Source organism: Rhizobium sp. L43 (assembly GCF_002531725.1).
Taxonomy (GTDB): domain Bacteria; phylum Pseudomonadota; class Alphaproteobacteria; order Rhizobiales; family Rhizobiaceae; genus Rhizobium.
Genome location: NZ_NWSQ01000035.1, coordinates 62833 through 68996 on the forward strand (window position 1 = coordinate 62833; position 6164 = coordinate 68996).

Genomic DNA, 6164 nt, shown 5'->3' on the forward strand with positions numbered 1-6164 from the left:
AAAGGCTCGCGGCTCTTCTTTTTCCCTGGCATTTCACTACCTTCCAGGCGTGGACCAGATCGATTCCGAAGCCCGTGCACTGCTGCCTGCCGCCTTTACCCGCTGGTTTGCGGAAAAGGGCTGGCGCCCGCGCGCCCATCAGCTGGAATTGCTTGCCCGCGCCGAGGCCGGCGAAAGCACGCTGCTGATCGCGCCGACCGGCGCCGGCAAGACGCTCGCCGGTTTCCTGCCCTCGCTCACCGATCTCACCCACCGCGGCAAAATCCCGCCCGGCTCCGCCTTCACCGGCATCCACACGCTCTATGTCTCGCCGCTGAAGGCGCTTGCCATCGATATTGAACGCAATCTGATGAAGCCGGTCGCGGAGATGGGCCTGCCGGTCACGATCGAAAACCGCACCGGCGATACGCCGAACGCCAAGCGCCAGCGCCAGAAGCTCAACCCGCCGGATATTCTGCTGACGACACCGGAGCAGGTCGCTTTGCTTCTGGCGAACCGCGAGGCCGAACGCTTCTTCAAGGACCTGAAATATATCGTCCTCGACGAGCTGCATTCGCTCGTCACCTCCAAGCGCGGCCATATGCTGTCGCTCGGCCTTGCCCGCCTGCGTCGCCTTGCCCCCGGCCTCCAGACCATCGGCCTGTCGGCCACCGTTGCCGAGCCGATGGATTTGCAGAAATGGCTGGTCGAGCAGGAGGAGGGGAAAGAACATCATGCCGGCCTCGTCGTCGTCGAAGGCGGCGCCAAGCCCGATATTTCGATCCTGTCAACCGAAGAGCGCATTCCCTGGGCCGGCCATGCCGCCCGCTATGCCATTCCCGATGTCTACAACAAGCTCCTCGAACACAAGACGACGCTGCTTTTCGTCAACACCCGCAGCCAGGCCGAAATGCTGTTCCAGGCGCTCTGGACGATCAATGACGACAATCTGCCGATTGCCCTTCACCACGGTTCGCTCGACGTCGCCCAGCGCCGCAAGGTCGAGGCGGCCATGGCCGAAAACCGGCTGCGCGCCGTCGTCGCCACCTCGACGCTCGATCTCGGCATCGACTGGGGCGATGTCGATCTCGTCATCCATGTCGGCGCGCCGAAGGGCGCCTCGCGGCTTGCCCAGCGCATCGGCCGCGCCAATCACCGCATGGACGAGCCCTCGAAGGCGATCCTCGTGCCGGCCAACCGTTTCGAGGTCATGGAGTGCCAGGCTGCCCTCGACGCCAATTATATCGGCGCCCAGGATACCCCGCCGGTCGGCCGCGGCGCGCTCGACGTGCTCGCCCAGCACGTGCTCGGCATGGCCTGCGCCGAACCTTTCGACATGCTGGAACTCTACGACGAGGTCACCAGCGCCTCGCCCTATGCCGATCTCAGCTGGGAGACCTTCGAGCGCATCGTCGATTTCGTCGCGACCGGCGGTTATGCGCTTCGGACCTATGAGCGTTACGCTCGCATCCGCAAGACCAAGGAGGGCCGCTGGCGCGTCTCCAATCCGGCCGTCGCCCAGCAATACCGCCTCAACCTCGGCACCATCGTCGAAAGCCCGATGCTGAACATCCGCATGGTCAAGCGCGGTGAAGGCGGCAGGATCGGCCGCGGCGGCGCCACGCTGGGGAAGGTCGAGGAATATTTCCTCGAGCAATTGTCGCCCGGCGATACTTTCGTCTTCTCCGGCAAGGTGCTGCGTTTCGAGGGCATCCGCGAAAACGAGTGCCTGGCCTCGCAGGCCTTTTCCCTCGATCCGAAAATCCCGTCCTATAATGGCGGCAAATTTCCGCTGTCGACCTATCTCGCCGAGCAGGTGCGGGCGATGATCGCCGATCCCGACCGCTGGCGCCGTCTGCCGGATCAGGTGCGCGACTGGCTGTCCTTACAGAACGACAAGTCGATGCTGCCGAAGCGCGACGAGCTGCTGATCGAAACCTTCCCGCGCGGCAGCCGCGGCCATATGGTCGCCTATCCCTTCGAAGGTCGTCTCGCCCACCAGACGCTCGGCATGCTGCTCACCCGCCGGCTGGAGCGGGCCGGCGCCAAGCCGCTCGGCTTCGTCGCCACCGATTATTCGCTCGCCGTCTGGGGCCTCGAGGATATGGGGCTGATGATCGGCAATGGCCGCCTCAACCTCTCCGATCTGTTCGACGAGGATATGCTCGGCGACGATCTCGAAGCCTGGCTCGACGAATCCTTCCTGTTGAAGCGCACCTTCCGCAATTGCGCCGTGATTGCGGGCTTGATCGAGCGCCGCCATCCGGGCAAGGAAAAGAGCGGCCGCCAGATCACCGTCTCCGCCGATCTGATCTATGACGTGCTGCGCAGCCACGAGCCGGATCACATCCTGTTGCAGGCAACGCGCCAGGATGCGGCGACCGGACTTTTGGATATAAGGCGTCTTGGCGATATGCTGATGCGAATCAAGGGCCACATCACCCATCGCCCGCTCGACCATATTTCCCCGCTCGCCGTGCCGGTGATGCTGGAAATCGGACGCGAGGCGGTGCCGGGCGAAGCCCATGACGCGCTGCTTGCCGAAGCGGCGGACGATCTGATCGCCGAAGCTCTGGCATGATGACTATATTGGGAATGACGACAGTGATGAACCGCCTGGCGCTGGCGCGCGACATATCGGGACTGGCCGCAATACCGGGCATCGAGACATCGGTGAACGGCATTGCCGCCGTCTGCGATCCGCTCGGCGCCCTCTATCTGCCGGATGCCGGCCTGCTCGTCGTCTCCGACCTGCATCTGGAAAAAGGTGCGGCCTTCGCCCGCCGCGGCATGATGCTGCCGCCTTACGATACGCTGGCGACCCTGACCGTGCTTGCCGCCGTCATCTCACGTTATGATCCGAAGCTCGTCGTCTCGCTCGGCGATAATTTCCACGACCGCGTCGGCTCAAAACATCTGCCGGAAAATTTTCGGGCGCTGATCGTCAATATGGCGCGCGGCCGCGAATGGATCTGGATCAACGGCAACCATGATCCCGACGGCATCGTCGATCTGCCGGGTACATCCGACGACGAGATGCATTATGCCGGCCTGACCTTCCGCCACGAGCCGAAGAACGGCTTGCAGAGCGGCGAAATATCAGGCCACCTGCACCCGTCGGCGACCGTGCGCCGCCGCGACAAATCCGTCCGCCGCCCGTGTTTCGCCACCGATGGCGCTCGCCTCCTGATGCCGGCCTTCGGCGTCATGAGCGGCGGCCTCGATCTCGGTCATCACGCGATGAAAGGCCTGTTCGACCAAGCTTCGCTGGTGGCGCATCTGCTGGGTCGCGATCGGATTTATTCGGTCCGCTACGGGAATTTGCGGGGATAGCGCTTGGCGCATCCTTAGATCAATCACACTCTCGCAATTGCTGCTGATACGTCCCTGCCATCCGCGCGAACTTCTGCGCCGTCTGCTGCAACTGCCCGTTTGAGCGCCAGTCGCCACGCTTGTATCCGGTCGGGCCGGAATAATAGGCGAGATAGAGATTATAGGCATCGTTCAGCGGAATGCCGGTCTCCACGCTGTTCTGATAGTGATACCAGCCGATGAAATCGATCGCGTCGGCGAAGTTCGTCCGCCGCGCCGTCCAATTCCCGGTCTGCGACTGGTAATGATCCCAGGTCCCGTCGAGCGCCTGCGAATAACCGTAGGCGGTCGAAGGCCGGGTCCAGGGGATGAAGCCGAACAGCTTGGTGCGCGGCGGCCGCGCATAGGGCTGGAAGCCGGATTCGGTATACATCGTCGCCATCAGGATCGGCACGGGCACGCCGTATTTCTTCTGCGTCCGCTCGGCGGCACTCTGCCAGCTGGAGAAAAGCCCGTCGCGCTCGTCGAAGACGGCGCAGATGTTTCGCGTCTGCTTCGGCGCGGTCGCGCAGCCGGCAAGCAGCGCAAGACCCACGGCGGTCAGAACGATACGAGTACGCATGACAAAACCTCTCGTTTCCGAGAGATTACTAACTCGTAAATGTTAAGGACCGGTTTTTAGTCGAATACGAACTTCCTCGGATGTTTCCTGTGCAGCCGGGAATGGCGCCGCGCTTGCGGGCGGTTCAGTCCTTGCGGAAGATCAGGCTGGCGCCCCAGCCGGTGATTACGGCGAGAGCCACGGCGGCGCAGCCGTAGAGGATCGGCTGACTGTGCGCCGCATCGGTGATCGTCTGCTCGATGCCGGTTTTGATGACGCGCAGCGGCAGCGATTCCTGGGTCACCAGATTGCCGCTCTTGAACAGATAGGCGCGCACGGTGTGGACGCCGTTCGGAATGTTCGCCGGCAGGCGCAGGCTCGCTTTGAAAAGATTGGAGGAAACGAACCGCACGCCGCTCGGGTTGCGGTCGTAGAACCCGCCGCCCTGCTGCAGCCGCCGGAAGGCATCGCGGAATTCGCCGAGATTGCTGCCATCGCCGACGAAGCCGACCGGCGTCAGTGGAATGTGATCGATACCGATCCCCTGATCGGTCAGTTCGAGCGGCGTCGTCAGGTCATCGATCATCCGCGAACTCGACATCGAATAGGAGTGCGGCACCGCCTCGAAGGTCATCGAGCGCGTATTCACCCAGATGCCGAAGACGCGCTCCTTCTTGCGCACCGTCGCATCCTGGCGCGGGCCCTCCAGCACCACGACCACATCATACTGGCCGATGGCGAGCAGCAGCTGGTCGGTGTTCGAGAGCGCCCCGAAGATCGTCAGGTCGGCGCCGTGGAAGTCCGAGGTAATGGCGATTTCGCTGGTCGACGTGCCGATTTCCAAGCCTTCGCGCACCGCTTCGGTGGACTGCCCGGGCAGCCATTGCGCTTCGGCCACCGCCGGCAGCAGGCAAAGCAAGATGATGGCGGCGGCAAGCAGGCGCATCAGTTGCCGGCTCCCATCACCACCGAATAGACGTCGGCGGGCGTCACCACCAGCGCGATCGCCAGACGCAGGCCGACGGCGAGCACCAGCAGGCCGAGCAGGGCGCGCAACTGCTCGCCGCGCAGCTTCTGGCCGACGCGCACGCCGTATTGCGCGCCGATGACACCCGCCACCATCAGGATGAAGGCGAGCACGATATCGACGGAAAAATTCGTCGCCGCCTGCACGATCGTCGTATAGGCGGTGACGAAGATGATCTGAAACAGCGAAGTGCCGACGACGACATTGGTCGGGATGCGCAGGAGATAGATCATCGCCGGCACCATGATGAAGCCGCCGCCGACACCCATGATCGAGGTCAGGATGCCGATCGCAAAACCGAGCGCAACGATCGGAATGACGCTGAGAAAGATCTTCGATTTCTTGAAGCGCACCTTGAGCGGCAGCTTGTGCACCCAGTGCTGGTGGCCGGGCTTGCGCGGCGCCGGTGGCTCGTTGCGCGCGGCGCGGCGCATGGCATTGATGCTTTCGAGCAGCATCAGCCCGCCGACGGTGCCGAGGAAGATGACATACATCAGCGAGATGATCAGATCGAGCTGGCCGATGGCGCGCAGCAGCGAGAAGATCCAGATGCCGACCGTCGCACCCGAGAGGCCGCCGATCAAAAGCACCGTGCCGAGCTTGACGTCGAGCGTGCCGCGCCGGAAATGCGTGATCGCGCCTGATATCGACGACGCCACAACCTGGTTGGCGCCGGTCGCCACCGCAACGACCGGGGGGATATTGTAGAAGATCAGCAGCGGCGTGATCAGAAAGCCGCCGCCGACGCCGAACATTCCCGACAGGAATCCGACGGCCGCCCCCATGCCGAGAATGATGAAAATGTTCACCGACAATTCTGCGATGGGCAGATAGATTGTCAAAACCGACCCCGAATGATGACCGCGCCTGCTGCGCGGTTTCCGTCACGTCCCCGTTCGAATGCGCACCATACTGTGAAATCGTTGCCAGAGGCTTTCGATCAGCCCTGATTGGCGATGGAGATCGATGGCAGAGGATTCGCCGGATGCGCGGATCGATATGTCCGGACATAATCCGGCTTTTTTCCGGTTTTGTGACAGGCGGCGGAAAAATTGGAAAAACCCTTGCGGCATAGTGCCGCCAGGACCCGAGGACTGGCCCTCACCCTAACCTACCGGTGTTGAGCCTTGCGAGACGTGGGCGGGGGACGGAGAGGTTGCCACATTTCCTCTTCTCCCCTCGGGGCTATGGCATTCACACATTTAAAATTGCCTATGGGATTGCCTTCTGATTCTCTTGTTGCAA

General features: G+C 62.7%; 5 protein-coding genes. 2 read left to right on the forward strand and 3 right to left on the reverse strand.

The window, feature by feature from the left end:
* Window positions 1-49: 49 nt before the first annotated feature.
* Together CO667_RS30645 and pdeM are read left to right on the forward strand one after the other, a co-directional pair.
* On the forward strand, window positions 50-2560 hold the full coding sequence (locus CO667_RS30645; protein ID WP_097621914.1) for a ligase-associated DNA damage response DEXH box helicase: 2511 nt from the start codon (window positions 50-52) through the stop codon (window positions 2558-2560).
* A 26-nt stretch (window positions 2561-2586) separates the two neighbouring features.
* Window positions 2587-3312, forward strand: coding sequence for a ligase-associated DNA damage response endonuclease PdeM (gene pdeM, locus CO667_RS30650; protein WP_097621915.1), 726 nt, complete (start codon window positions 2587-2589; stop codon window positions 3310-3312).
* 19 nt (window positions 3313-3331) lie between these two features.
* Here pdeM and CO667_RS30655 read toward each other — a convergent pair whose 3' ends face one another.
* From CO667_RS30655 to CO667_RS30665, 3 genes are all read right to left on the reverse strand, one after another.
* Window positions 3332-3913, reverse strand: coding sequence for a transglycosylase SLT domain-containing protein (locus CO667_RS30655; RefSeq protein WP_097621916.1), 582 nt, complete (start codon window positions 3911-3913; stop codon window positions 3332-3334).
* A 124-nt stretch (window positions 3914-4037) separates the two neighbouring features.
* The gene (locus CO667_RS30660) at window positions 4038-4838 is read right to left on the reverse strand and encodes a TIGR02186 family protein (protein ID WP_097621917.1); all 801 of its coding nucleotides are present in this window, start codon (window positions 4836-4838) and stop codon (window positions 4038-4040) included.
* On the reverse strand, window positions 4838-5761 hold the full coding sequence (locus CO667_RS30665; protein ID WP_097621918.1) for a sulfite exporter TauE/SafE family protein: 924 nt from the start codon (window positions 5759-5761) through the stop codon (window positions 4838-4840). The genes CO667_RS30660 and CO667_RS30665 overlap by 1 nt, the downstream gene beginning before the upstream one ends.
* Window positions 5762-6164: the final 403 nt, after the last annotated feature.